This window comes from Citrobacter sp. LST-B2, from assembly GCF_057983045.1.
In genome coordinates, this window is sequence record NZ_CP192598.1 from 366,879 (window position 1) to 393,307 (window position 26,429).

The window sequence follows — 26,429 nt, forward strand, 5'->3', positions numbered from 1 at the left end:
ATCATTATGAATGCTCCATTTACCTATGCATCGCCGACGCTGAGCGTAGAAGCGCTTAAGCACTCTATCGCTTACAAGCTGATGTTCACGATTGGTAAAGACCCGGTTATTGCCAATAAGCATGAATGGCTGAACGCGACGCTGTTTGCGGTGCGCGATCGTCTTGTGGAGCGCTGGCTGCGTTCTAACCGAGCCCAACTGTCCCAGGAAACCCGCCAGGTTTATTACCTGTCGATGGAATTTCTGATTGGACGTACCCTTTCCAATGCGCTGTTATCGTTGGGGATTTATGACGATGTCCAGGGCGCTCTGGAAGCGATGGGATTAGATCTTGAAGAACTCATCGATGAAGAAAACGACCCGGGTCTCGGTAACGGCGGTCTCGGGCGGCTGGCTGCCTGTTTCCTGGATTCGCTGGCAACCTTAGGGCTGCCGGGGCGTGGCTATGGTATCCGCTACGACTACGGGATGTTCAAGCAGAACATCGTCGATGGGCGACAGAAAGAGTCTCCTGATTACTGGCTGGAATATGGTAACCCGTGGGAATTCAAACGCCATAACACGCGGTACAAAGTTCGCTTTGGCGGACGTATTCAGCAGGAAGGCAAAAAAACACGCTGGCTTGAAACCGAAGAGATCCTCGCGGTCGCCTACGACCAGATTATCCCCGGTTATGACACTGACGCCACCAACACGCTGCGTCTGTGGAATGCGCAGGCCAGTAGCGAAATTAACCTCGGTAAATTCAACCAGGGCGATTACTTCGCGGCAGTGGAAGATAAAAACCACTCCGAGAACGTGTCGCGCGTGCTGTATCCGGATGACTCCACCTATTCCGGACGCGAACTGCGTCTGCGTCAGGAGTATTTCCTGGTCTCGGCAACGGTGCAGGATATCCTGAGCCGTCACTATCAGTTGCACAAAACCTACGACAACCTCGCGGATAAGATTGCCATTCACCTGAATGACACGCACCCGGTGCTGTCGATCCCGGAGCTGATGCGTCTGCTGATTGACGAACATCAGTTCACCTGGGACGACGCGTTTGAAGTGTGCTGCCAGGTTTTTTCCTACACCAACCACACGCTGATGAGCGAAGCACTGGAAACCTGGCCGGTGGATATGCTGGGCAAAATCCTGCCGCGCCATCTGCAGATCATCTTTGAAATTAACGACTACTTCCTGAAAACGTTGCAGGAGCAGTATCCGAACGATACCGGTCTGCTGGGACGCGCGTCGATCATTGACGAGTCCAATGGTCGCCGCGTACGTATGGCGTGGCTGGCGGTGGTGGTGAGTCATAAGGTGAATGGTGTTTCCGAGTTGCACTCTAACCTGATGGTGCAGTCGCTGTTCGCGGATTTTGCGACCATTTTCCCGACCCGTTTCTGCAACGTGACGAATGGAGTGACGCCGCGCCGCTGGTTGGCGTTGGCAAACCCGTCGCTTTCCGGCGTTCTGGACGAGAACATTGGCCGTACATGGCGTACCGATCTGAGCCAACTGCATGAACTTGAACAGCACTGTGATTTCCCGCTGGTCAATCATGCGGTGCGTCAGGCGAAGCTGGAAAACAAAAAGCGGCTGGCAAACTATATCGCGCAGCAACTCAACGTGGTAGTGAATCCAAAATCGCTGTTTGATGTCCAGATCAAGCGCATTCATGAGTACAAGCGTCAGCTAATGAATGTGCTGCACGTGATTACGCGCTACAACCGCATTAAGGCCGATCCTGATGCGCAGTGGGTGCCGCGGGTGAATATTTTTGCCGGTAAGGCTGCGTCGGCCTATTACATGGCGAAGCACATCATTCACCTGATTAATGACGTCGCGAAAGTCATCAATAACGATCCGCAGATTGGCGATAAGCTGAAAGTGGTGTTTATCCCCAACTACAGCGTGAGCCTGGCACAGCTGATCATTCCGGCGGCAGATCTGTCTGAGCAGATTTCGCTGGCGGGGACCGAAGCCTCCGGCACCAGCAACATGAAGTTCGCACTCAACGGCGCGTTGACTATTGGTACGCTGGACGGGGCGAACGTGGAGATGCTGGAACACGTTGGCGAAGAGAACATCTTTATCTTTGGTAACACGGCAGAAGAGGTCGAAGAACTGCGCAGGCAGGGCTATAAACCGCGTGAATATTACGATAAAGATGAGGAACTGCATCAGGTGCTGACCCAAATCGGCAGCGGCATGTTCAGCCCGGAAGAGCCTGGGCGTTATCGTGATCTGGTGGATTCGCTGATCAACTTCGGCGATCACTATCAGGTACTGGCGGACTACCGCAGCTATGTCGATTGTCAGGACAAGGTGGACGACCTGTACGGACGTCCGGAAGAGTGGACCGCCAAAGCGATGCTCAATATCGCCAACATGGGCTACTTCTCCTCTGACAGGACCATCCAGGAGTATGCTGACCACATCTGGCATATTGATCCGGTACGGTTGTAAGTCGTCATGTTAAAAAAGGAGCCTTCGGGCTCCTTTTTTGTGCGCGGTGATTGCGCATTGATATGGAATAATAACCGTCTGCTGGTGTATAGTGTCCGAGGAATTAATTATAATTAATTGATAAGTATATGAAAAAAATCACAACATCGATTCCTGCCCTCGACAAAATTATGCGCGTCTTCGCTTATCTGATGGAATGCGATGGCGCGACGTTCACGCAAATTCATCAAAATTCAGGAATCGCAAAAAGCAGTACCTCTTCTTTACTGACGGGCATGGTTGCGCATGGCTTATTGCGTCAGGAAAAAGACAAATATTATCTTGGGTTACGGCTCTACGAATTAGGGAATAAAGCCGCTGAACAGTACGATATTAAAAAAATCGCGCTGCCCGTACTGGAAGAAATTCGTAATGCGACGGGTTTAACCTGTCATCTTGGCGTACTTGAAGGCGACTCTCCTATTTATCTTCTCAAGCTGGAAAGCCCACAGGCAATTGTGATCCGTAGTTGGGAGGGCAAGCGCCTTTCGCTGCACAGTTCTGGTCTGGGGAAAGTGCTGATTGCCTGGCTTAATTCGGAAGAGCTGGATGAGTTGCTGCCGCCCGATCAGGTTCTGACGCGCTATACCGAAACGACGATTACCGATGTGGATATCCTCAAGCAGGAATTAGCCGGGATCCGTCAGCGCGGTTGGGGCTATGATAACGAAGAAGATTCTTTAGGCGTCCGTTGTATCGCGGTGCCCATATTTAATGCCGAAGGGAAGGTGGTGGCGGCCTTGAGTGTGTCAGGCGTCGCGTTCCAGATCCCGGATGATAAACGAGAAACGCTTGCCATGCAGATGATGGATGCCAGTCGTCGCCTGTCGTCGATGTTGCGCTAGTCTTTTCGCTGCTAAATGAAAAGGCGGGCGCTAAGCCCGCTGATGAGAGTTACAACCCGGCGCGCTGTAGAACCTTTTTCAGGCTGGTGATATGTGCCTCATTTGCCGGTTGCACTGGCGGCATGACCTCAACCGAGATATCAATGCCACTGAGTTGAATGGCTTTTTTGATAATCCCGAAGAAAGGCGTATCCAGACTGTAAATAGTTGATAACGCAGACAGTCGACGTTGCAGGCGAAACAAGGTCTCATATTCTTTTTCGCGCCAGGCACGATAAATTCCACAGGTTAACTGCGGAGCAAAGTTAGCAGTTGCAGGGATCCCGCCATTTCCTCCCAGGATCAACGTGTCCATCATATATTCATCGTAACCAGAGAAAATAACAAAATCAGGGCGAGCCGGTCGTACGGTATTGATAATTTCGCGAATATGGCTAATGTTATCCACGGTATCTTTAATGCCAATGATATTGGGAATGTCATGTGCCAGCCGGGTAATTAAATCAATGCTGAGATCTTGGCCGGTAAGCGCCGGAAAGTTATAGAGAATAACCGGCGTGTTGATACTTTCGGCGACAGTTTTGAAATGGTGATAAATATACTCATCGGTCAGTCGTGCATAATAAGGATTGAGGACCAGTACGGCATCGACTTCCAGACTGTCAGCATGCCGACCGTAATCAATGACGTCTTGCGTGCTGGTACTGCTGATCCCTAACAACACCGGAATTCGATGATTGATATGTTGAACGCAAAACTCAGCGGCTTCCAGACGCTGCTCTTTTGTCATATGGCAGAACTCACCGCCGCTGCCAAGTAATAATACGCCATTAACCTCGTTCGCAATAAGATGGTCAAGTAAGGTCGCCATCCCTTTCTTATCTAATTTCCCCTGGGCATTAACAATGGTCGGAACAGGCGGAAAGACACCGTTGAATTTTTCAGTTTGCATAATGATTTTATCCTTAAAAGCAGGTGGGCTGGCGATAATGCCGCCCACCAGGGACGTTATTTAATCCAGGCTCCCGCCATTAATGAGGTTGCGTTGGTCGTAAATTGCTTAAAGACGCCGCGTCGATTTGAATAATCCGGTTTTGTCCAGTTTGTCCGACGGCGTTCAAGACAGTGCTGAATTTCTTCTTCTGTTTTGTACTCACCGTGAATACCCACAATGTTGAGCTTGCGCCCCTTGACGTCCATTTCGATGAGGTCGCCGTCTTCGACAAGCGCAATGGGACCGCCATCGGCGGCTTCCGGTGAAACATGGCCGACGCAAGGGCCGCTGGTTGCGCCGGAGAAACGACCATCGGTAATCAGGGCGACTTTGCCATCAAGACGTTTGTCGTAAACAATCGCGTCTGTGGTCATGAGCATCTCCGGTGCTCCCGAACCTTTAGCCCCTTCATAACGGATAAAAATGACATCACCCGGTTCGATGTGGTTATGAATAATGGCTTGTTGGGCATCCTCTTCCGAATTGAAAACGCGCGCAGGGCCGGTATGGTGGTGCATCTCTGGCGCGCAGGCGGCATATTTAATGACTGCGCCTTCTGGTGCGATATTGCCTTTTAACACGGCAATCGACCCTTTCTTGGTGGCGTTTTCCGGCTTACGAATCACCTCTTCCGGGCTGACCCGATAATTACTCAGATAACCGTGGTTGCGGGTAAAGAAACCGGACTGATGGAGCATTTCCAGGTTTTCCCCCAGCGTCCGGCCAGTCACCGTCAGGACATCCAGATCCAGATAGTCGCGAAGATACCATTGCACCATCGGCACGCCGCCCGCGAACCACATCATTTCAGTCACATACTGACCGCTGGGTTGAATGTTGGTGAGGTAAGGGATCTCATTGTTTATCTGGTCAAACAACTCAGGTTTCAGTTCCCAACCCAGTTCATGGGCTATCGCCGGGAGATGGATCATGGCGTTGGTGCTGCCACCGATGGCGGCATGGACCTTAATGGCGTTTTCAAAGGCGGCAGGCGTGAGGATTTTATGCGTCGTGATATTTTTCTCTGCCAGGTATAACGCCTGATGACCGGCGTTTCGCGCGATGCGGCGAATTTCCGCCAATGTCGAGGGCAGCAATGCGCTTCCCGGTAAGGCAAGACCGAGCGCTTCAGACATGCACTGCATCGTGCTGGCGGTGCCCATAAACTGGCACGCGCCTGCTGTCGGGCAACCGCACTGCTGCATGGCTTCCACCTGCTGGATGCCTATCTCGCCTTTCTTGAGTTTGGCGGTAATACCACCGAGATCGGACGTGCTCATATTCGGTGCCGGACGCATTGAGCCGCCGGGGATATGCAGCATCGGTAGATTCAGGCGCGCAGCGGCGATCAGATGCGCCGGGATCGATTTATCACAACTGGAGATCAAGATACCGGCATCGTATGGTACGACGGAAGCATGAATTTCGACCATGTTCGCGATAGCCTCACGGGAGGCTAAGATATAGTTCATCCCGTCATGACCCTGACCCCAGCCATCACAAATATCGGTCACGTGGTGACGAACGCCACGACCGCCGCTTTCGTGAATGCCTAAGACGGCTTCATCGCCCAGATGATTAAGATGAAAGCTACCGGGATGACTTTCGCCATAGCAATCATCCACCAGAACCTGCAGTTTATTGACATCTTCTTTGGTGTAATTCATCCCCAGACGCAGGGCGTCCAGTTGTGACCACAGGTCACGGGCGTGTTGGCATTTCTGACTCATTTGGCGATTCCTTCTTGTTTGAGCGACGTCTCAGGCGCCGATGCATGATGAGGGTTGCTACTGCCTGCAGGACGGGCAGTAACCGAAGGTAAACTGAACAGCAGCGCGACGGCGATGAGGAGTGCGGCAACCAGCACCGTCATCCCTGCGGTTTGTGAGAATGTGACGGTTAACAGGCCCACCAGATAAGGACCAATAAAACCGCCAATGTTGCCTAATGCGTTGATGGTGCCGCGTACGCCGCCCAGCACGTTGGGAGAGAAGAGTAATGGCGGTAATGTCCAGAACGGTCCCGCATAGGCCTGCAGGAAGAAGCCGCAGATGACCATCATGCCGTACGCCAGCCAGATGTTATCTTTCAACAGCAGGGAGAGTGCGAGACAGGCGGCAAAGCCCAGCAACGGAATTGCCGTATAGAGGCGGCGATTCATGGTTTTGTCGCACCATTTGGCAATGTAGTACTGACCGACGATGCACAAAATGTACGGTGCCGCAGTCAGTAAGCCGACGATAGTCATTCCGCTGCCGGTCAGGTGTTTAATCAGGTTTGGCATCCAGAGGGCGAAGCCGTAGAAACCAACCTGCACGAAGAAATAGATACCGATCAGTTTCCATAAGTTAATGCTGCTCAGAACATTGCGAATGCTGCTTGTCTCACCGGCGATCGTCAGTGCGCGATCGGCCTGCAGTTTCTGTTCGATCCAGGCGCGCTCTTTAGGATCCAGCCATTTGGCCTGATGAGGATGGTCAGAAACCAAAGGCAGCCAGACGAACAGCAGGCCGAGAGAAAGTAAGCCTTCGATGATGAACATTTCTCGCCAGCCATAGGTTTCGATCAGCCAGCCGGAAAGCGGCCCGGTGATGATTGAGGCCACGGCAAGGTTCATCTGGAAATAGGCAATCGCTCTTGCGCGTTCTTCATTAGGGAACCAGTGACCGATCAGCGCCAGAATAGCGGGATAGACCGCACCCTCAGCGACGCCAAGGACAAAGCGGATAATCAGTAATTGGGTTGGAGTCTGGACGAAGCCTGTCAGCAGCGCGAACCCGCCCCATGCGACGATGGTCCAGGCGATTAATTTCTTGGCACTGTATCGTTCCGCAATTTGACCGCCGGGAATTTGCAAAAAGATATAACCAATAAAGAAAATACCGGCGACCAGACCGGCAAACGAGGCGGTCATCCCCAGGTCTTCGTCCATTCCTCCCGCAATCCCAATTGCGATGTTCGTCCTGTCCATGTAAGCCACGATATAAACGAGGATGGTGGCTGGAATGATGTGCAGCCAGCGCCCTCGCGTAGTTGGTTTATCGAGTTCAATGCCCATTAGCGCATCCCTTAATAGTAGAGGTAGTTTGTTCTGTATATAGAACTATTGTTCTGTATACAGATACTATGAGGGGATAAATTTTGAGCGTCAATTCCATATTCTCAGCAAGGTTATATTTTGTGATTTGCTTCATATCCTGCTGCAACACTCACCGGAAAGTGTTCTGGCACGAAAAAAAAGAGGGTTGAAAACAAAGGGGAATGGCTGACAGGCTGATTCTGGTTACCGATTTTCGCCGGATAAAGAACGCACACGCGAACAGGCAACGTATTCCATACGGGGAATGGCGGTGTTTTTTGAGGATTTCAGGGGCGGGGAAGTAAGTGTTTCGTTACCGCAGTGCGCGTTGTGTTGTAGAGGGAAACATAAAAACGCCCGATAGCGTGTCGCTATCGGGCGTGAGGAGATTACGATGCCAGTGAAAGCTGATGTTTCGCGACGTACTCTGCCAGCCACTGGGTCATGCGAGACTGCTGTTCGGCGTTGAGCCACATCCCTTCTTTGGTACGACGCCACAGCGCATCGTCTGCACGGCGAACCCATTCGTGGTCTACCAGATATTTCAGCTCTGCTTCGTAGAACTCATGGCCGAAATCTTCGCCTAAATCCGCGACAGAGGTGGCTTCGCCGAGGATCCACTCTGTGTTGCTTCCGTAGGTGCGTGAGTAATGGCGCGCCAGCGATTCGGTCAGGAACGGATAACGACGGCGCAGTCTCGCCGCGTAGTCTTCGCGATCGCCACCGATTTCACCGCCTGGCAGCACGCAATCTTTGGTCCATGCCGGGCCAATGCCCTGATAGTACGACGACAGTTTCTCCATCGCGTGCTCGGCGAGCTTACGGTAGGTGGTCAGTTTACCGCCGAAGACAGAAAGCAGCGGCGCTTTGCCATTTTCATCATGAATATCCAGCGTGTAATCGCGGGTGATGGCCTGTGGTGAATCCGACTCGTCGTCGCACAGCGGGCGCACACCGGAATAGGTCCAGACGATATCGTCACGACCAAGCTGTTTCTTAAAGTGCGCGTTATAGACTTTCAACAGGTAATTGATTTCGCTTTCGTCTATTTTCACCGCTTTCGGATCGCCTTTGTACTCGACGTCGGTGGTGCCGATGATGGAGAACTCATCCATCCACGGAATAACAAACACAATGCGTTTATCTTCGTTTTGCAGAATGTAGGCTTGTTTCTGGGTATGGACGCGCGGCACCACGATGTGGCTGCCTTTGATCAGGCGAATACCGTATGGCGAAGGCAAATGCATACCTTCGTCGAAAAATTCTTTTACCCATGGACCCGTGGCGTTGACCAGCCCACGCGCCTGCCAGGTGAATGTCTTACCGGTATCGATATCTTCGGCTTCGACGATCCACAGACCGTTTTCGCGACGCGCAGAGGTTGCACGAGTGCGGGTTAACACTTCCCCACCTTTTCGCACCACCATCTGGGCATTGGCCAGCACCAGACGCGCATCGTCGACCCAGCAGTCGGAATATTCGAAACCGCGCACAATTTCCGGTTTCAGTACCGACTCTGCGCCAAAACGCAAACCGGCAGAACCCGGTAAGCTGGTGCGTTTACCTAAATGATCGTACATAAACAGACCAATACGAATCATCCATGCCGGACGCAGGTGAGGGCGATGCGGCAGGCGAAAGCGCATTGGGAAGGCAATATGCGGGGCCATTTTCAGCAGCACTTCGCGTTCAGCCAGCGCTTCGCTCACCAGCCGGAATTCGTAGTGTTCCAGGTAGCGCAAGCCACCGTGGATGAGTTTAGAACTGGCAGAGGAGGTTGCGCACGCAAGATCTTGCGCTTCCAGCATCAGCACGGATAAACCGCGTCCAGCGGCATCTGCCGCGATACCGGCACCGTTGATGCCTCCCCCTATCACAATCAGATCTTTGGTTTCCATGCTGCCCTCGTGCGCTTTCGTTATGGCTCATAAATGTTCGTTATCGAGCATAATAGCAAAGAAACGCTCCATTGGTAACATCGAATAAACAATTTACAGTGATACATATAACATTATGGCGTTTCACTCCCATGGGGACGTACACTAACGGATAAAATGCCGAAAACGTTTCACCTGCACGATAAAGAAGAGAATGTATGGATCAGTTTGAATGTATTAATGTTGAAGAAGCGCACCAGAAGCTGCATCAGGGCGCGGCGGTACTGGTGGATATCCGCGATCCACAAAGTTATGCGATGGGGCATGCTCCCCAGGCATTTCACCTGACGAACGACACGCTGGGCTCGTTTATGCGCGATCACGATTTCGATACGGCGGTTTTGGTCATGTGCTACCACGGCAACAGCAGCAAAGGCGCGGCGCAATATTTGCTTCAGCAAGGCTATGACGCGGTCTACAGCGTAGACGGCGGATTTGACGCCTGGCATCGCCATTTCCCTGCCGAAGTGGCATACGGTTCGTCTTTGTAGCCAACAAAGATGCAGCTTGAAATAAGAAGGGTATATATACTGTCCTCTTTTGTATGGATTAAGCGACAGCAACCATGTTGATGATTACCTCTTTTGCTAACCCCCGCGTGGCACAGGCCTTTGTTGATTACATGGCGACGCAGGGCGTTATCCTGACCATTCAACAACATCATCAAAGCGATGTCTGGCTGGCGGATGAAACGCAGGCCGAACGTGTGCATGCTGAGCTGGCGCGTTTTATGGAGAACCCTGGCGATCCGCGCTATCTCGCGGCCAGTTGGCAGTCCGGTCATACTGGCAGTGGACTGCGTTATCGCCGCTTCCCGTTTATTGCCACACTGCGTGAGCGTGCCGGCCCGGTCACCTGGCTGATTATGGCGGCCTGTATTCTGGTATTTATCGTCATGAATATCGTTGGCGATCAAACCGTAATGGTGTGGCTGGCCTGGCCGTTTGACCCATCATTACAGTTTGACGTCTGGCGCTACTTCACTCACGCCTTCATGCACTTTTCGCTGATGCATATCCTCTTCAACCTGCTGTGGTGGTGGTATCTTGGCGGTGCGGTTGAAAAACGTTTAGGCAGCGGCAAACTGATAGTGATTACGGTCATCAGCGCCCTACTGAGCGGATATGTGCAGCATAAGTTTAGCGGCCCGTGGTTCGGCGGGCTTTCCGGCGTCGTTTATGCGCTGATGGGTTACGTCTGGCTGCGTGGCGAGCGCGATCCGCAAAGCGGAATCTACCTGCAGCGCGGGCTGATTATTTTCGCGCTGATTTGGATCGTCGCCGGATGGTTTGATTTGTTTGGGATGTCGATGGCCAATGGCGCACATATCGCCGGGCTGGCAGTTGGGTTGGCAATGGCGTTCGCGGATACGTTAAATGCGCGAAAACGAACATAGTTCCAGGGAATAACAATGAAACAAACACAACGACATGATGCAATCATTGAGCTGGTAAAAAAACAGGGATACGTCAGTACTGAAGAGCTGGTGGAGCATTTCTCCGTTAGCCCACAAACGATTCGCCGGGATCTCAATGACCTGGCCGAACAAAACATGATTCTGCGTCATCACGGTGGCGCGGCGCTACCGTCCAGTTCCGTCAACACACCGTGGCACGATCGTAAAGCCACGCAGACGGCGGAAAAAGAGCGTATTGCGCGTAAAGTTGCCTCGCAGATCCCTAACGGTTCAACGCTGTTTATTGATATCGGGACCACGCCCGAGGCCGTGGCGTACGCGCTACTCGACCACAGCAATTTACGTATTGTGACCAACAACCTCAACGTGGCGAACACGCTGATGGTAAAAGAGGATTTTCGCATTATTCTCGCGGGTGGTGAACTTCGCAGTCGGGACGGCGGTATTATTGGCGAAGCGACGCTCGACTTTATTTCTCAGTTCCGCTTGGACTTCGGCATTCTGGGGATCAGCGGCATCGACAGTGACGGCTCGCTGCTGGAATTCGACTATCACGAGGTGCGTACCAAGCGCGCAATTATTGAGAATTCCCGCCACGTCATACTGGTGACGGATCATTCGAAGTTTGGCCGTAATGCGATGGTGAATATGGGCAGTATCAGTCTGGTGGATGCGGTATATACCGATGCTCTGCCACCAGCAGGGGTAATGAAGGTGATCACCGATAACCATATTCAACTGGAACTGTGTTAACGCGTTGATGAAGAGACTGCCCGGTCAGCGTGGGTGCAGCCGGGCAACATTACACCCCATAACCCATCATTTTCAGCAGTCGCTGCGCGTGTTGGACCGCATCCTGACGGTGCGCCACGCCCAGTTTTTGATACAAATTACGGATATGCGTCTTGATGGTGGTCGCCGCTACCGCCAGTTCGCCAGCGATTTGCTCGTTGCTGTAGCCGGAATAGATCAGCCCCAGCACCTGCCATTCGCGCTGCGTCAGCGGGCTGGTGCGAATTAGCTCTGGTACTTCCGGGTGGTTCAGCAGGCGCTCAACAAAGCTTTCGTCAAAGTGGGCGAACTTGTGGCGGTGATGCTGGTTGATCTCACGCAGAATGCGCTGTGCGCGGTGTTGGTCCAGTTCCGGCAGAGTATTCAGTTGAATAAGCTGGCGTAGTTGCTGCGCCATCGACTCGCCTTCAATCACGAAATGGCTGATGAATCCGGTGCGATTGGCTAATTGCAGGGCATCAAGCAGCACGCGCTGCGCGTCATTTTTGCGCCCGGCCTGCCAGTAAAGTTGGTTGAGCAGCAGCAGGTTACGGTTAAGATCGCTCATCAGGCGCAGACTGCGCGCATTTTCATTCAGCTCTTCGAGTACGATTTCTGCGGGTTCAAATTCGCCCAGCAGAATTTGCGCTCTGGCGATATTACGCCACTGGCCTTGCAGGAAGTGGTTATTGGCAAACTCCGGTTTCGGCGTCTGGCGCAGCCAGTTGGCGGCCGACTTTTTATCGCCGACCATTTGCCAGTAGATCACCCGAACTTTATCGGCGTTTGAGATCCAGTCGCTATGGTAGTGACCGTTGCCCAGCAGATTCTCCAGGCGGTTGAGATGGCTGCGGGCATTGTCCAGATCGCCACGGGCCAACGAGCACTGCACCAACAGCGCCAGACACTGTAATTGTTGCTGCGGCTGAAAGGCGGAAAGCACTTCGATACCGCTGCGCGCAGAGGCTTCCGCTTCATCCAGTCGCGCCCACGCCCACAGCAGTTGGGCACGAATGCGCACCAGAAATTCGTGCATGGGCAACTGTTCCAGATGCTGATCTTTAATCAACTGGAACGCTTTCTCCTGGGTTTCCCAGGCGGCCTGCAAGAATCCCTGGGCAAAGAGGATTTCACTCTGCTGGATCAAACTCCAGAGCGCGTAGTGCCAGACATCATGATGACGCGCCATCTGTTCGGTCTGCTGCATCAGCGTTAAGGAGCGAGAGAGGTCGCCTTTACAGTGCAGCACTTCGCCGTGCACCGAGGTTGCAACAATACGGCTGTAATACAAGGCGATGGGCAACTCATCCAGCGCCAGTTTCGCCAGGCGTTCAGCCTCATCGGGATTGCCGTCGTTGATCGCCACCTGAGCGCGGAGCGCGTTAAACTCGGCATGCAGCGTGCTGTCCATCACGCCCTGAATCTCTTGTTCGGCACGGGCCAGCAGGGTGTTTACTTCGCTGTAGCGATGCTGGCTCTGCATCAGCCAGGCCTGTAACAACACCAGACGCGGGTTTTCCAGCAGGCTTTCCCACGGCAGCGCTTTTAGTGACTCTTCCAGCAGCGCCAGTTCGCTGTGGTTAAACAATCCCCACGCGTGGTTAAGCAAAATATCGCGCAGCATATGCGCATCGCCGGCCGCCAGCGCATGGTGGATGGCTTCGCTGGGGAAACCCTGCGCCATCCAGCTTTCCGCTGCGGCGCGATGGATATCAGGTAACTCGGTCGCCAGTTCCCACTGGCAGCGCTGGCGCAGGAAACTGCCAAACAGCGGGTGATAACTGAACCATTCGCCGGAGTCATCCATCCGTTGCAGGAAAAGCCCTTGCCGCTCGATCTCTTCCAGCCGCATCTGACCATTTTCTTCGCCGGTTACACGTACAATCAGCGCATCGTTCATTGACCGTAAAACTGCACTTTTCAGCAGGAAAAGGCGGGTGCTGACATCGACGCTGTCCAGCACTTCATCGACCAGATAATCTGAAAGATGGCTGGCGTTAATTCCCGCCAGACGGCGTGCCGACTGATGCGCAGAGTGGTTGTTTTGCCGCGCAGAGAGGGCGATGAGCTGTAATGCGGTCGCCCAGCCTGCCACATCGTCACACATCCGGCTGCTTTCGGCGGCTTCGATGGGGGAGGATAAGCGGCGGTCAAAAAACTGTTTGGCTTCCTGATGATTAAAGGCTAGTTGCTGACTGCCTATCTCCAGAAGCTGGTCGCGCACGCGCAGGTTGGCAATCCCCAACTGCGGTAAATTACGCGACAGTACCACCAGCGTGAGATTTTCAGGCTGATGACGCAGGAAGAAGCGCATGGACTCATGAATCACCGGATTAGTGATCAGATGGTAATCGTCGATGACCAGATACAGCGGGCGATGCCATTCCGCCAGCTCAATAAAGAGCTGCGCAAAAAGCGAAGTCAGACTGACATACTGCCGTTTTTGCACCATCACTTCGCTGGTGGTGCAATGACCGTTAGTGGCCTGCTGTACCGCGGCAATCAGATAGCTGGCAAAACGCTCCTGCTGGTTGTCGCCCTCATCCAGTGAGTACCAGCCGAGTTCACTTTTCCCGGCGGCCCATTGTGAAATGAGCGTAGTCTTCCCATAACCTGCAGGACTTGTGATCAGGGCCAGCCTGAAATTGTTCGCGCCGGAAAGTTTAGCCAACAGGCGCTCACGGACCACTGTATGGTCGAGACGAACCGGACGACTTAGTTTGGACGGAATCAACATAGTTAACACTTCACTGTGGAAAATGGGGGACTGCGATTTTTTTTGCGCTTCGTAATTAATAGATATAAGGTCGGCCAGATTAGGAACTTTTGCAAGGTATGTCCGGTAATGAACCGCCTTAATTTGCACTACATCACAAATTTATCTGATGGATAACCTCTACTGGATACGGTTGGCGGAGGGGATGCCGGGGTATTTACTTTTGCTGAAGAGTCCTGACACTTTGTATAGGCTTACGATCCTCTCTGTGACAGGCGAAATTGTAACTTACCGTGATAAAATTTTTACCGACAAAGGGTAATCAAAAGGTGAGGATGTTATCGATATAAAAAAAGGTAATCTTATTCTCGTTATTATTAGCAGTTTCTATGACTGCTCCTACCAGAAACTACGATTATCAACAAGGGTTTCGCAAAGCTTAACATCAGTCACATGATAATCATGAAGGTTGTCCTGTGGGCAGGAGTGATATGACGATACCAGAAATAAAAACAGGACAATAAAGTTTGCAATAAAGCCGATAGCAAAAAAGAGCGCGCCAGTGCCCAGCACCCAGACTTCAAAAGGATCAGGAAGGGCTTTGTATTGCAAATCATTGCTGAATAAAACCCGTACCATAGCAAAGGTTGTATACAACATTAACGGTATTCCACTTATCAGTAAGCACGTATGGTGATAAGTGATTACGTCACCCATTCTTATCAAAGATAAGAAATCGGTCATTACATTACCAAATATTAATGCATAAAGCATGCTAAGGAGGAAGGTAATTAATAAAAGGCACATTAACCGCTTAAATAATTTTTTCATAAGACCTCCTTAAAATGAGCGATTAAAAAAACTACGATTATCAACAAGGGTTTCGCAAAGTTTTATATCGATCACATGATAATCATGAAGGTTGTCCTGCGGGCAGGAATGGTAGGAAAGTGCCAGCAAGAGAAATGGCACAATAAAGTTAGCAATAAAACCGATAATAAAAGATATGACAACAATAAAGCTCACTGGCGTTTCTATTGATTCAGGAATACTGGAATGTACATCTTTACTAAATAAAGCCATAATGCATAAAATTAATGCTAAAATGAGTGCCGGTGCGCCGCCAAGCACAATGCATGTTTTATTGTAGCTGATAACATCCCCCATTCTTATCAAGGATAAAAAATCAGTCATTATTCTGCCAAATAATAAGAAATGCAGGATTCCGAGGAGGGAAATAATTAGGAAAAAAGCGGTAAGACGTAATTTTATTTTTTTCATTAATGATTACCAGAAACTACGATTATCAACAAGGGTTTCGCAAAGCTTAACATCAATCACATGATAATCATGAAGGTTGTCCTGTGGGCAGGAGTGATATGACGATACCAGAAATAAAAACAGGACAATAAAGTTTGCAATAAAGCCGATAGCAAAAAAGAGCGCGCCAGTGCCCAGCACCCAGACTTCAAAAGGATCAGGAAGGGCTTTGTATTGCAAATCATTGCTGAATAAAACCCGTACCATAGCAAAGGTTGTATACAACATTAACGGTATTCCACTTATTAGTAAGCACGTATGGTGATATGTGATTACATCACCCATTCTTATCAATGATAAAAAATCGGTCATAACAAAACCAAATATTTGTAAATCAAGAATGCCAAGGAGAAATATAATCAGCAAAAAATACATTAGCCGCATAAATAATTTCTTCATAAGTCCTCCTTAAAATGAGTCAAAGTAGGGAGAGTCGAATCCATAATCGTAATTTTTATGATGATGTATATAATCACGAAGCTTTTCTTTTAACGCATTTGATAGCCCTGTTTTTTCATCAAGGACATTTAGTGTGCAATTAAGTAAAATGCCCGCCAAAACGATAATGCCGGTAGTAACAATTACAGGCGCACTAGCTAAAATTGCCAGGCCCGCGACCACCCCAATCAAAACCCCCGACACTACCGCTTTAGCCATGTCCATTGAAATATCGACCAGAAAATCCACCATCTGATAATCTGATTTAAAAATCAATTCGATAGCTCGCCAGGCCAGAGAAAAATAGAGGCAATATCTGACGCCACTCCTGATACTATTGTAAAGCCCACGTTTACCGATGGCCATTTCCAGTATTTGCGGATGCCTGGCACCGTAGCGGGTCCCGTTAAGAATACGGCGTAACGCAGGGTATCCCGTAATTTTTATATAGGCTTTGCCGCCCACGTTGTACTCGATCGCTTTTATTTTTAATACAGTAAAGTTAAAAACCAATTCGTTAGCCGGGTTGTAATATGTTGTGAGCTTAGACAGACTGCGAAAGGCATCCAGTCCATCTTTCATATTCCCCGGCGCTGCGCGGTACGAAAAAAACTGATCAATTCCTCCCATTAAGTCATCCACGACTTGCTGTGCTTCTTCTATCGTCAACAGGAGGATATGGTGGTGTTGTGTGATGAATGATCCATCCATAAAAGCCATATCGCGCTGCACAGGGTTCATTGAACTCCAGTGGATGTCTGCTGAGCCGCGCAGCGGATCGCCATCGGGATGACGTGAAGTGTTCTCGTACAACGAAGAAGAGGGACGATGACGCATGCTATTTCCTTATATATGTTATTCAGACTCAGAAGAGTCGGTCGCTCCAAAAGCTAAATGCGCTGGTGCTCGCCATACAGTGTTCCCAACTGATGGATTCATACGTAAAACAAACACGTTCCTGTGCTTCGTTTCCATTTTCAATAATATTATGCGGCACAATTATTTTGATGTTAGAAATATGAGCTTTGAATAATTTAATTTTATAGTAGATCTCCTGTTGACCTCCTGGATTAACGCGATACAGGTCGAGTTCACACTCAAGCGTTTCGTTATCGTTGATGGCTTTGCTGAGTAACGGCGACGAACGGTCAACGGGCTTAATTATTTGCAATTCATGATGACAAACATTTTGTTGCCGTGATGTTTCATGTTCAAGTGCGTAAATCATTATCTGATCAATATGACGGGTTTGAGATTTATTACCTATTGAACTCCGGGAGCCGCACTGCGCTGATATATCTCCCTGAATCTCTCCTGTCAGCGTGAGCCAGGATAAATGGGACATATTATTTCCTTTTGATTTATTAGTGGTGATAATATATTAAAATACAATAAATTTAGTGTGCGCTTGTATTATTGTCATTTCAACTGGTTTTGTTTTTATATGGACTTGAAACCAGAGAGATTCTTCATACCCGCGTTATATCATTTCATCCCTGATTCTGTGATTAGAGCCAGGTAAAATATAAAAATGGATTAAAATAAGTGTATGACTGGGATCTGAACAGTCGGGTGCGGTACGCGAGAGTGGCACCGATCACACTTTTACGCTCATCCCCACTACTCCTCCCCGCCTAATCAAGAGTGGGATGAGGAAGGTCAACATTGAGCCTGGCAAACTAGCGATAACGTTGTTTTTTACCAAAGGACCCGGAATTCCTATGTCACAGCCAACCTTCAATCAAGAGCAATTTCAGGCAGCCCTGACACGTCAGTGGCAGCGTTTCGGTTTACTGTCAGCTCACGAGATGACGTCCCGTCAATGGTGGCACGCCGTCAGCGGCGCGCTGGCGGAACTTCTCTGTGCCCAACCTGTGGCGAAACCGGCGAAAAATCAGCGCCATGTGAACTACATCTCGATGGAGTTCCTGATTGGTCGTCTGACGGGGAATAATCTGCTTAACCTGGGCTGGTATCAGGCGGTGAGCGATGCGCTGAAAGCGTACGACGTCCAGCTGACCGATCTGCTGGAAGAAGAGATCGACCCGGCGCTGGGCAACGGAGGATTAGGGCGTCTTGCCGCCTGCTTCCTGGACTCAATGGCGACCGTGGGTCAATCTGCCACCGGTTATGGTCTGAACTATCAGTACGGCCTGTTCCGTCAATCCTTTGCCGACGGTCAGCAAATGGAAGCGCCGGATGACTGGCATCGCGGCAGCTATCCGTGGTTCCGTCATAACGAGCAGCTTGATGTGCAGGTGGGTATTGGCGGTAAGGTGACAAAAGGCGGTCACTGGGAACCCGGTTTTGTGATTACCGGGCAGGCGTGGGATCTGCCGGTGCTGGGCTACCGTAACGGCGTGGCGCAACCGCTGCGTCTGTGGCAGGCCACTCACGCTCATCCGTTTAACCTGACCAAATTTAATGACGGTGATTTTCTGCGTGCGGAACAGCAGGGGATTGACGCCGATAAACTGACCAAAGTGCTTTACCCGAACGATAACCACACGGCGGGTAAGAAGCTGCGTCTGATGCAGCAATACTTCCAGTGCGCCTGTTCAGTGGCAGACATTCTGCGTCGTCATCATCTGGCTGGCCGCAAACTGCATGAGCTGGCGGATTACGAAGTCATTCAACTGAACGATACCCATCCGACCATTGCGATTCCGGAACTGCTGCGCGTGCTGCTTGACGAGCATCAGATGAGCTGGGACGACGCCTGGGCGATCACCAGCAAAACGTTCGCCTATACCAACCATACCCTGATGCCAGAAGCGCTGGAGTGCTGGGATGAGAAGCTGGTGAAAGCGCTGCTGCCGCGTCATATGCAGATCATCAAAGAGATTAACGATCGCTTTAAGACGCTGGTCGATAAAACCTGGCCTGGCGACAAGCAGGTTTGGGCAAAGCTGGCGGTGGTTCACGACAAACAGGTGCGCATGGCGAACATGTGCGTCGTCAGCGGCTTTGCGGTCAACGGCGTTGCCGCGCTGCACTCCGATCTGGTGGTGAAAGATCTGTTCCCGGAATATCACCAACTGTGGCCGAACAAGTTCCATAACGTGACCAACGGCATCACGCCGCGTCGCTGGATCAAACAGTGCAACCCGGAACTGGCTGCGCTGTTTGATAAAACGCTGAAAAAAGAGTGGGCGAACGATCTCGATCAGTTGATCAATCTTGAGAAGTACGCTGATGATGCTAAATTCCGCAAGACCTGGCGTGATATCAAGCAGGCCAATAAGGTACGTCTGGCTGAGTTTGTGAAAGTTCGTACCGGGATTGAGATTAACCCGCAGGCGATTTTCGATATTCAGATTAAGCGTCTGCACGAATACAAACGTCAGCACCTGAACCTGCTGCATATCCTGGCGTTGTATAAAGAGATTCGCGAAAACCCGCAGGCCGATCGCGTACCGCGCGTGTTCCTGTTTGGCGCGAAGTCGGCTCCGGGTTACTACCTGGCGAAAAACATCATCTTTGCCATTAACAAGGTGGCGGAAACCATTAATAACGACCCGAACGTCGGCGACAAACTGAAAGTGGTGTTCCTGCCGGATTACTGCGTGTCAGCAGCAGAAATGCTGATTCCGGCGGCGGATATCTCCGAGCAGATCTCCACAGCGGGGAAAGAAGCTTCCGGCACCGGCAACATGAAGCTGGCGCTAAACGGCGCACTGACGGTCGGCACCCTGGACGGCGCGAACGTAGAAATCGCCGAGAAAGTGGGTGATGAGAATATCTTTATCTTTGGGCATACCGTGGAACAGGTGAAGGCGCTGAAAGCCAAAGGCTACGATCCGCTGAAATGGCGCAAAAAGGATAAAGTGCTCGATGCCGTGCTGAAAGAGCTGGAGAGCGGTAAGTTCAGCGCCGGCGATAAGCATGCCTTTGATCAGATGCTGCACAGCATAGGCAAACAGGGGGGCGATCCGTATCTGGTGATGGCGGACTTTGCGGCCTACGTTGAGGCGCAGAAACAGGTGGATGTGTTGTATCGTGACCAGGAGGCCTGGACGCGTGCGGCGATCCTGAACTCCGCACGCTGCGGTATGTTCAGCTCGGATCGCTCCATTCGCGATTATCAGACCCGAATCTGGCAGGCGAAACGCTAAGGAAGCGCGATGGATAGCAAACGTCTGGATAATGCCGCGCTGGCGGCGGGGATCAGTCCCAATTATATCAATGCCCACGGCAAGCCGCAGTCAATTGGTGCCGAAACCAAGCGACGTTTGTTGGATGCTATGCACCGTACCGCTGCCGCCGCAAAGGTAGCAGTGACGGCGGTGCCGAATGTGATGGTCTACACCGCAGGCAAAAAGATGTCGCTAGCGGTAGAGGGACACGGTGAATTCAACTGGCTGTTGACCACCGAAGAGGGGGGGCAGTTTAAGGGGCACGCCACCGGCGGGAAATCCTTTACTCTGCCGACAAAGCTGCCGCTGGGTTATCACACGTTGACCCTGACGCAGGATGAACAGCGACACCATTGCCGCATCATCGTGGCGCCAAAACGCTGCTACGAGCCGCAGGCGCTGCTGACCGGGCAGAAACTCTGGGGTGCCTGCGTACAGCTCTATACGCTGCGTTCAGAGCACAACTGGGGAATCGGTGATTTCGGCGATCTGAAGTCAATGCTGGTGGATGTAGCAAAACGCGGGGGGGCGTTTATCGGCCTCAATCCGATCCACGCGCTCTATCCGGCAAACCCGGAGAGCGCCAGCCCGTACAGCCCGTCTTCACGTCGCTGGCTGAACGTCATTTACATTGATGTGAACGCTGTCGATGATTTTCGCCTGAGTCAAGAAGCGCAGGCCTGGTGGCAGATGCCCGATACGCAGAAAATACTGCAACAGGCGCGGGATGCCCAATGGGTGGATTACTCGGCAGTCACCACGCTGAAGATGACCGCGCTGCGCATGGCATGGAAAGGGTTTGCCACGCGCGACGATGAACAGATGGCGGCATTCCGGGCGTTCGTGGCTCAGGAAGGCGACAGCCTGTACTGGCAGGCGGCGTTTGATGCGCTGCATGCCTGGCAGGTGAAAGAGGATGAACTGCGCTGGGGCTGGCCGGCCTGGCCGGAAGCGTATCAGTCTGTTGATTCGCCGGAGGTGGAAAAATTCTGTCACGAACATCGTGATGAAGTGGATTTTTATCTCTGGTTACAGTGGCTGGCGTACATCCAGTTTGCCGCCTGCTGGGAAACCAGTCAGGGCTTTAAGATGCCAATTGGCCTGTATCGCGATCTGGCGGTGGGCGTGGCGGAAGGTGGGGCGGAAACCTGGTGCGATCGCGAGCTGTATTGCCTGAAAGCCTCTGTTGGCGCGCCGCCGGATATCCTCGGTCCGCTTGGACAGAACTGGGGCCTGCCGCCGATGGATCCGCATATCATTACGGCGCGTGCCTACGAGCCGTTTATCGAACTCCTGCGGGCGAATATGCAAAACTGCGGCGCGCTGCGCATCGATCATGTCATGTCGATGCTGCGGTTGTGGTGGATCCCCTACGGTGAAACCGCCGACCACGGCGCCTATGTTCACTATCCGGTCGACGACCTGTTGTCGATTCTGGCGCTGGAAAGTCAGCGTCACCATTGCATGGTGATTGGTGAAGACTTGGGTACCGTTCCGGTGGAGATTGTTGGCAAACTGCGAAGCAGCGGCGTGTACTCCTACAAAGTGCTCTATTTCGAGAACGACCATGAGAAGAACTACCGTGCGCCGAAAGCGTATCCGGAACAATCAATGGCTGTCGCGACGACGCATGATCTTCCTACGCTCAAAGGTTATTGGGACAGCGGTGATTTGACGCTGGGCAAAGCGCTGGGACTGTATCCTGATGAAGTGGTGCTGCGCGGACTGTATCAGGACCGTGAGCGGGCGAAACAAGGGCTATTAGATGCGCTGCACAAGTACGGTTGCCTGCCAAAACGTGCCGGGCGTAAGGCTTCGCTGATGGCGATGACGCCGATGCTCAATCGGGGGATGCAGCGTTATATCGCCGACAGTAACAGTGCGTTATTAGGGTTGCAGCCGGAAGACTGGCTGGATATGGCGGAACCGGTCAACATTCCGGGGACCAGTTCAGAGTACAAAAACTGGCGTCGTAAGCTCTCCGTGACTCTTGAAGCGATGTTTGCCGATGAACGGGTGAACAAGCTGATTAAGGATCTGGATAAACGGCGAAAAGCGGCAGCGAAGAAGACGTAAAAATAAAGAACCCGCCAACTGGCGGGTTCTTTTTAGCGTTAAACCACCGTTCCCAGCAGCAGACAGCCAATCAGTCCACAGACAGAGATAATGGTTTCCAGCATCGACCAGGACTTGATAGTCTCGCCGATGGTCAGGTTAAAGTACTCTTTGAACAGCCAGAAGCCAGGGTCGTTTACGTGAGAGAAGATAACGCTACCGGAACCGACAGCGATAACCATCAGCTCAGGGCTGACGCCGGTGGTTGCGATCAGCGGTGCGACAATTCCACCCGCCGTAATTGCGGCAACGGTAGCAGAACCCAGCGCGATACGCAGAACGGCGGCGATAGACCATGCCATCAGCAGCGGAGAAATATTGGTTTCGTGCATCATGGACGCAATGTATTTGTCCACGCCGCTGTCGACCAGCACCTGCTTGAACGCACCGCCACCGCCGATGATCAACAGCATCATTGCGATAATTTTGATGGAAGAGGTCAGCGTATCGTTAATCTGATCCATTGAACGGCCACGGTTCAGACCGAAGGTGAACAGGGCGATCAGGACTGCAATCAGGGTTGCCATCACCGGGTCACCAAAGAACTCGGCAACAGGCAGGAACGCATGGCCTTTCGGCAGGATCATCTCTGCAATAGCGCGCATTGCCATCAGTACCACCGGAACCAGTGAGGTCCAGACGCTGACGCCAAAGCTCGGCATCTCTTCTTCCGTGAAGGTTTTCGCGCTGTACAGACCTTCCGGGATCGGCTTATCGATGCCTTTCAGGCAGCGAGCGAAGACCGGACCCGCCAGAATGACGGTCGGGATTGCCAGGATCGTACCAAACAGCAGGGTTTTACCCATGTCGGCATGGAAAATGGTCGCGATAGCGGTCGGGCCTGGGTGCGGGGGCAGGAAGCCGTGCGTGACGGAGAGCGCCGCAGCCATCGGAACACCGACATACAGCAGCGGGATGTTAGCCGCGGCGGCAATAGTGAACACCAGCGGCAGCATCAGCACAAAGCCCACTTCATAGAACAGTGCAAAACCGACGGTGAAACCGGTTAATACCACGGCCCACTGAATGTGTTTCTTACCAAATTTCGCAATCAGCGTGGTGGCGATACGTTGCGCACCCCCGCAGTCTGCCAGCATTTTGCCGAGCATGGCGCCAAAGCCCATAATCAGGGCAAGACTTCCCAGGGTGCCGCCGACACCCGCTTTGATGGAGCCAATGACTTTATCGAGCGGCATTCCTTGCATCAATCCAACCGCAAGCGCCACCAGGACGAGAGCGATGAAACCGTTCATTTTGAAGCGGATCATCAGGAGTAATAACAAAATTACACCGATAGCAACGATGACTAATGGCATGATTTACCTGGCCTTTCAATTTGTTATGGGTAACGTCAATGTTTTGACGACAAACTACGTCTGTCCCAACCGGGAACAGAGACGTAACGGCACCTCGACGGATTACCCTTAAAACTATCTAGTTTAGTCGGATGTGATGTGTGTGTTTGGTGCCCATATGAATGATACGGGTAACATAGGGTGATTGAGAATCACCCCGGCAGGCAAAATTTAAATTATGCGAGGCAGGTCAAATTATCGAAGAGGATATTGCAAAAGACGCAAAGAGGGGCGCTATGCCCGATAAGCGTTAGCGCCATCGGGCAATACGCGAGCAGCGAACTTAGTAGTAGGAGTGTTCGCCACGCTGGTGTTCGGTCAGGTCGCGAACGCCTTTCAGTTCCGGGAACTCGTTCAGCAGCTGCTTCTCGATCCCTTCTTTCAGGGTCACATCGACCATGGAACAGCCGTTACAGCCGCCACCAAACTGCAGAATGGCGTAGCCTTCGTCGGTGATCTCCATCAGAGAGACACGACCACCGTGACCGGCAAGCTGCGGGTTGATTTGCGACTGGAGCATATACTCCACGCGTTCCATCAGCGGCGCATCGTCAGCCACTTTACGCATTTTCGCGTTCGGCGCTTTTAGCGTCAGTTGGGAACCCAGTTGATCGGTCACGAAATCGATCTCAGCGTCTTCCAGATAGGGCGCGCTCAGCTCATCAACATAAGCGGTCAGCAGGTCAAATTTCAGGGCGGTGTCGGTTGCTTCCACGGCGTCCGGCGGACAATAAGAAACGCCACATTCAGCGTTAGGCGTACCGGGATTAATCACAAATACACGGATTTGTGTCCCTTCTTCCTGATTTGCCAGCAGTTTGGCAAAGTGCGCTTGTGCAGCATCGGAAATACGGATCATAGTAATGGCCTAATAGTTGACTATTTTAGTTGGTTATAATACGCCCATCATCGAGGCTCTACAAGGTTCGACACAGGCACCATACCTGGACAGTCGCCGCGCCGTTGCGTAAAAGCAGCTGTGCGATCTCCGCGACGGTACTCCCGGTCGTGATGACATCATCCACAACAACCATATGGAGTCCCTTCACCGGCAATTCAAGGCGAAAGGCATTTTTCAGGTTGCGCTTGCGCAATCTGGCACTGAGATGGTGCTGAGTGGCGGTAGGGCGAATGCGCGTAACGCTTCGACTGTCCCAGGGACAGCGCAGCCAGCGAGACAGCGACTGGCACAACAGATCGCTCTGATTAAACCCCCTGCGCCAGTGGCGGCGCTGCCATAGAGGAACGCTAATCAGCCTGTCCGGCAGGGTCAGCCCGGTCTGACGACGCGCCTGCAATACCTCCAGCAGCAAAACGCGCGACAGCGCGGGGGCGATGTCGCTGCGCCGGGAAAACTTAAGTTGATGAATGAGCGTGCTGAGCGGCGGGGCATAATCGCTGACGGTAATCAGTCGCTGCCAGGGCGGCGGTTTTTGCAGGCAGCGCCCGCAGGCCATTGTGGGATGCGCGGAGGGGAGTCCACATCGTGGACAGAGCGAGACGTGCCGACGCGCAGCGCGTTCGCATACAGAACAGATCCCCCAACGACTCAGCGCCAGCGGCATTCGGCATAGCCAGCATAATCCCGGTACTGTTAGCATAGATTCATCCTTGTTGGCGAAAAGAGAACAGTAACTGATGAATGACATCTGGTGGCAGACCCGTGGAGAGGGAAATTGTCATCTTGTGCTGCTGCACGGATGGGGACTTAACGCCGAAGTATGGCATTGCATTAGCGAGGAACTGAGCTCGCATTTCACGCTGCATCTGGTCGATTTACCGGGTTTTGGCCGCAGCCAGGGTTTTGGGGCCATGACGCTTGAGGAAATGGCGGAGCGCGTCCTGGAACTGGCGCCAGAGAGCGCTATCTGGCTCGGCTGGAGTCTTGGCGGGTTAGTGGCGAGCCAGGTGGCATTAACTCATCCCGAGCGCGTTCAGGCGCTGGTGACGGTGGCGTCATCGCCCTGTTTCAGCGCACGTGAAAATTGGCCGGGGATTAAGCCGGAAGTCCTGGCGGGGTTCCAGCAGCAACTGAGTGAAGACTTCCAGCGGACGGTAGAGCGCTTTCTGGCATTGCAAACGATGGGAACGGAAACGGCGCGTCAGGATGCACGCGCATTGAAAAAGACCGTGCTGGCGCTGCCGATGCCGCCGGTAGATGTGCTTAACGGAGGGCTGGAGATCCTGAAAACGGTTGATCTGCGCGAGTCACTGACATCGTTAACGGTACCGTTCCTGCGTTTGTACGGCTATCTTGACGGGTTGGTTCCCCGCAAGGTGGTGCCACTGCTTGATGCACTATGGCCAGCGAGCGAATCGTTTATCTTTGCCAGGGCAGCGCATGCCCCGTTTATTTCGCATCCTGATGAATTCTGTCAGACGCTGGTGGCGCTAAAGCAAAGACTGTAACGCGAAGAAAAATGCCCGGAAAGTGTCTTACTTACTGGGCCGGAGATTAATGGTTCCGCGCGATGCAGCATAATCTCGTCATCAGGAACGACGGTAACCACCAGTGGCAACGACGCACCATACAAACGCCGTGCTGCTTGCGGACTCTCCGTAATACCTTAACGCAGCGCCCACCATTCACGCAGGCAGGCTTTGCCTTCCGGGCAACTTTTGCAGCTTCCGGAGAGACAGCCGTCAGGTTCTTCCTGAATCCGCATAGCTTTACCCATCATTTCCAGTTGACTGAGCATGGCGTCGATCATCGGCTGCGGCGTTTGCAATGTATGGCTGATTTGCGCTGCCTCCATGCGCCCCCGCAAGGCCAATAAATCGCGAACCTGAATTAGCGAAGCCATCGTGACACC

General features: G+C 52.2%; 22 protein-coding genes. 8 read left to right on the plus strand and 14 right to left on the minus strand.

What is annotated here, in order from left to right:
- Nucleotides 1–6 precede the first annotated feature (6 nt).
- Both glgP and ACQ0PY_RS01695 read left to right on the plus strand, forming a co-directional pair.
- The gene (gene glgP, locus ACQ0PY_RS01690) at nucleotides 7–2,454 is read left to right on the plus strand and encodes a glycogen phosphorylase (protein WP_044263852.1); all 2,448 of its coding nucleotides are present in this window, start codon (nucleotides 7–9) and stop codon (nucleotides 2,452–2,454) included.
- Between the two features lie 128 nt (nucleotides 2,455–2,582).
- Entirely contained in the window at nucleotides 2,583–3,338 is a 756-nt protein-coding gene (locus ACQ0PY_RS01695; RefSeq protein WP_042998453.1) for an IclR family transcriptional regulator, read from the plus strand.
- Nucleotides 3,339–3,387: 49 nt separating this feature from the next.
- Here the strand turns inward: ACQ0PY_RS01695 and ACQ0PY_RS01700 are convergent, their stop codons facing one another.
- From ACQ0PY_RS01700 to glpD, 4 genes are all read right to left on the minus strand, one after another.
- The gene (locus tag ACQ0PY_RS01700; protein WP_054176523.1) at nucleotides 3,388–4,293 is read right to left on the minus strand and encodes a dihydrodipicolinate synthase family protein; all 906 of its coding nucleotides are present in this window, start codon (nucleotides 4,291–4,293) and stop codon (nucleotides 3,388–3,390) included.
- A gap of 53 nt (nucleotides 4,294–4,346) precedes the next feature.
- Entirely contained in the window at nucleotides 4,347–6,062 is a 1,716-nt protein-coding gene (gene ilvD / locus ACQ0PY_RS01705) for a dihydroxy-acid dehydratase (RefSeq protein WP_446894180.1), read from the minus strand.
- On the minus strand, nucleotides 6,059–7,390 hold the full coding sequence (locus ACQ0PY_RS01710; RefSeq protein WP_109739766.1) for an MFS transporter: 1,332 nt from the start codon (nucleotides 7,388–7,390) through the stop codon (nucleotides 6,059–6,061). Before ACQ0PY_RS01710 ends, ilvD begins: the two co-directional genes overlap by 4 nt.
- Before the next feature lie 410 nt (nucleotides 7,391–7,800).
- Complete coding sequence (glpD, locus tag ACQ0PY_RS01715) at nucleotides 7,801–9,309, minus strand: glycerol-3-phosphate dehydrogenase (RefSeq protein ID WP_044253534.1); 1,509 nt, start codon at nucleotides 9,307–9,309, stop codon at nucleotides 7,801–7,803.
- A 197-nt stretch (nucleotides 9,310–9,506) separates the two neighbouring features.
- Between glpD and glpE the strand changes: the two genes are divergently transcribed.
- The 3 genes from glpE (at nucleotide 9,507) to ACQ0PY_RS01730 (ending at nucleotide 11,518) form a co-directional block, all read left to right on the plus strand.
- Entirely contained in the window at nucleotides 9,507–9,839 is a 333-nt protein-coding gene (gene glpE / locus ACQ0PY_RS01720; RefSeq protein ID WP_109739767.1) for a thiosulfate sulfurtransferase GlpE, read from the plus strand.
- 74 nt (nucleotides 9,840–9,913) lie between these two features.
- On the plus strand, nucleotides 9,914–10,744 hold the full coding sequence (gene glpG, locus ACQ0PY_RS01725) for a rhomboid family intramembrane serine protease GlpG (RefSeq protein WP_042998448.1): 831 nt from the start codon (nucleotides 9,914–9,916) through the stop codon (nucleotides 10,742–10,744).
- Between the two features lie 15 nt (nucleotides 10,745–10,759).
- Entirely contained in the window at nucleotides 10,760–11,518 is a 759-nt protein-coding gene (locus ACQ0PY_RS01730) for a DeoR/GlpR family transcriptional regulator (protein WP_042998447.1), read from the plus strand.
- Between the two features lie 49 nt (nucleotides 11,519–11,567).
- On the opposite strand, the gene malT is transcribed toward ACQ0PY_RS01730, so the two are convergent.
- The 6 genes from malT to ACQ0PY_RS01760 form a co-directional block, all read right to left on the minus strand.
- Nucleotides 11,568–14,273, minus strand: coding sequence for an HTH-type transcriptional regulator MalT (malT, locus tag ACQ0PY_RS01735; RefSeq protein WP_044253525.1), 2,706 nt, complete (start codon nucleotides 14,271–14,273; stop codon nucleotides 11,568–11,570).
- Nucleotides 14,274–14,651: 378 nt separating this feature from the next.
- Nucleotides 14,652–15,083, minus strand: coding sequence for a DUF1240 domain-containing protein (locus tag ACQ0PY_RS01740; RefSeq protein WP_044263825.1), 432 nt, complete (start codon nucleotides 15,081–15,083; stop codon nucleotides 14,652–14,654).
- Between the two features lie 9 nt (nucleotides 15,084–15,092).
- Nucleotides 15,093–15,533 carry a DUF1240 domain-containing protein gene (locus ACQ0PY_RS01745; protein WP_109739768.1) on the minus strand — a complete coding sequence of 147 codons (441 nt, stop codon included), beginning with the start codon at nucleotides 15,531–15,533 and terminating at the stop codon, nucleotides 15,093–15,095.
- Nucleotides 15,534–15,539: 6 nt separating this feature from the next.
- Nucleotides 15,540–15,971 carry a DUF1240 domain-containing protein gene (locus tag ACQ0PY_RS01750; RefSeq protein WP_109739769.1) on the minus strand — a complete coding sequence of 144 codons (432 nt, stop codon included), beginning with the start codon at nucleotides 15,969–15,971 and terminating at the stop codon, nucleotides 15,540–15,542.
- Nucleotides 15,972–15,980: 9 nt separating this feature from the next.
- A complete protein-coding gene (locus ACQ0PY_RS01755) occupies nucleotides 15,981–16,847 on the minus strand; it encodes a hypothetical protein (RefSeq protein ID WP_109739770.1) in 867 nt (288 codons plus the stop codon).
- A 28-nt stretch (nucleotides 16,848–16,875) separates the two neighbouring features.
- The gene (locus ACQ0PY_RS01760; protein WP_044263814.1) at nucleotides 16,876–17,355 is read right to left on the minus strand and encodes an Hcp family type VI secretion system effector; all 480 of its coding nucleotides are present in this window, start codon (nucleotides 17,353–17,355) and stop codon (nucleotides 16,876–16,878) included.
- A 376-nt stretch (nucleotides 17,356–17,731) separates the two neighbouring features.
- On the opposite strand from ACQ0PY_RS01760, the gene malP reads away from it, so the two are divergent.
- Complete coding sequence (gene malP, locus ACQ0PY_RS01765; RefSeq protein ID WP_109739771.1) at nucleotides 17,732–20,125, plus strand: maltodextrin phosphorylase; 2,394 nt, start codon at nucleotides 17,732–17,734, stop codon at nucleotides 20,123–20,125.
- Between the two features lie 9 nt (nucleotides 20,126–20,134).
- A complete protein-coding gene (gene malQ / locus ACQ0PY_RS01770) occupies nucleotides 20,135–22,222 on the plus strand; it encodes a 4-alpha-glucanotransferase (RefSeq protein ID WP_104010276.1) in 2,088 nt (695 codons plus the stop codon).
- A 38-nt stretch (nucleotides 22,223–22,260) separates the two neighbouring features.
- Here the strand turns inward: malQ and gntT are convergent, their stop codons facing one another.
- From gntT to gntX, 3 genes are all read right to left on the minus strand, one after another.
- Nucleotides 22,261–23,577 (minus strand): gluconate transporter, encoded by a 1,317-nt coding sequence (gene gntT / locus ACQ0PY_RS01775; protein ID WP_042998433.1) that lies wholly within the window; start codon nucleotides 23,575–23,577, stop codon nucleotides 22,261–22,263.
- 322 nt (nucleotides 23,578–23,899) lie between these two features.
- On the minus strand, nucleotides 23,900–24,475 hold the full coding sequence (gene nfuA / locus ACQ0PY_RS01780; protein ID WP_042998432.1) for a Fe-S biogenesis protein NfuA: 576 nt from the start codon (nucleotides 24,473–24,475) through the stop codon (nucleotides 23,900–23,902).
- 58 nt (nucleotides 24,476–24,533) lie between these two features.
- Entirely contained in the window at nucleotides 24,534–25,217 is a 684-nt protein-coding gene (gene gntX, locus ACQ0PY_RS01785) for a DNA utilization protein GntX (protein ID WP_044327482.1), read from the minus strand.
- A gap of 37 nt (nucleotides 25,218–25,254) precedes the next feature.
- On the opposite strand from gntX, the gene bioH reads away from it, so the two are divergent.
- Nucleotides 25,255–26,025 (plus strand): pimeloyl-ACP methyl ester esterase BioH, encoded by a 771-nt coding sequence (bioH, locus tag ACQ0PY_RS01790; protein ID WP_044263808.1) that lies wholly within the window; start codon nucleotides 25,255–25,257, stop codon nucleotides 26,023–26,025.
- Between the two features lie 158 nt (nucleotides 26,026–26,183).
- On the opposite strand, the gene feoC is transcribed toward bioH, so the two are convergent.
- On the minus strand, nucleotides 26,184–26,420 hold the full coding sequence (gene feoC, locus ACQ0PY_RS01795) for a [Fe-S]-dependent transcriptional repressor FeoC (RefSeq protein ID WP_042998429.1): 237 nt from the start codon (nucleotides 26,418–26,420) through the stop codon (nucleotides 26,184–26,186).
- Between the last annotated feature and the right edge of the window lie 9 nt (nucleotides 26,421–26,429).